The sequence below is a fragment of the Methylobrevis pamukkalensis genome, from assembly GCF_001720135.1.
Classification (GTDB): domain Bacteria; phylum Pseudomonadota; class Alphaproteobacteria; order Rhizobiales; family Pleomorphomonadaceae; genus Methylobrevis; species Methylobrevis pamukkalensis.
Window position 1 is genome coordinate 1 of the sequence record NZ_MCRJ01000256.1, and the last position, 1,263, is coordinate 1,263.

The window sequence follows — 1,263 nt, forward strand, 5'->3', positions numbered from 1 at the left end:
GGTGAATGCGCGCGTCAGCGCGCGGGTGCGGTCGCGTGGTTCAGCGTGCCGCAGCCGCGGCAGGTGGCCTGCATCGGGAAGCCCACGAGATACTCGTGCCCCCGCGCGAAACGCAGGTGCATGCGGCCGTCCCGGCAGACGCCGAGCAGCTTGTCACAGCGCGTGCAGCGCCATTCCGAGTTTTGGGTGGTGGGCTTGGTCTTCGCGGCGCCGGACCAGCTCGTCGGGGCTGCCTGGCGCGGGGGGAAGGGAGTCGGCATGGAAGTGCTCCTCTATGTGGAGCCCTTCCAGTAATCAGCGGTTTGTTAGACCGTCTCCCGCCGCATGTTAGACCGCTGTTAGACGGTCGCTTCCTCGGCTGGCTCGGCCACGGCTTCGGTCGGCTGCGCAGTGAGTAGCAGTCGCCAATATCCGTTCTTCGCACCCTTGCCGATATAGACGTCCCGGATGCTATCCCAGGTCTCCTTCCGGAACGCCTGCTGGGGGCTTCTGGACTCGAAGCCTTCCATCAGCGCCTTTACCTGAACGTCGGGACTGCCTTTCGCGGCTGCGACCACCAGGCGCTCGAAGATCGTAAGTTGATCATTCCCAGCGAGGTGAAGCGGCTCCCTGCCGGGAATGAACAGCGTGCCGGACTGCTTACCTGTCCGAACCACCCGCGGGGACACGCCCCCGCGTGCGAGTGAAAGACCGTCGCGGTACGCGAGTTCTATTCCGTCGCGCGCGAACAGCATTTCCTCGTCCGCCGATGCGAGATGGGACAGCAGCGGCATGACGACGTTAGGCCCAAGATGTGACGGCATCTCCTCGCTCGCGGCGAAGACGATCCCCACCCCAGCGGTGCCCCGCGTGCGCAACATCAGATCCAGTCTCTGCGCCGCTTTGGGATCATTGAGCCGTCGGGCGAAATAGACGGGCACATCTGCCTCATCGATCTGGATCGCGCCGACGAGGGTCAGGTCCGGGTCCAGGATCTGCGCCGCCCGCTTGCTCAGCAGCGGCTTCATCAGGCGCATGAGCGTCTCGTGAAGCCATTGAGCGTTGACCGCGAACATCTCGACATCCGACGCGGGACGCTTGCCGACATCTTCGCCGAAAGGACCGACAGCGTGGATCATGCCTTCGGTCGCCGACGGCTTGACGGCGCCTTCCCCGTCGACGTCGTCGTCCTCGATGAGAACCACGTCCTGACGGTCGCGGCGCTCGAGCAGGCCGCCTTCGATGAGACGCTTCGGGTCAAGCCCGAGTTCCAGCAGATAACTT

General features: G+C 64.6%; 2 protein-coding genes. Both read right to left on the bottom strand.

Annotated elements, in window-relative coordinates:
- Positions 1 to 14: 14 nt before the first annotated feature.
- Complete coding sequence (locus tag A6302_RS22535; RefSeq protein WP_141704046.1) at positions 15 to 260, bottom strand: hypothetical protein; 246 nt, start codon at positions 258 to 260, stop codon at positions 15 to 17.
- A 78-nt stretch (positions 261 to 338) separates the two neighbouring features.
- Positions 339 to 1,263: hypothetical protein (locus A6302_RS23315; protein WP_169833648.1), on the bottom strand; the 925-nt coding region annotated here is incomplete at its 5' end.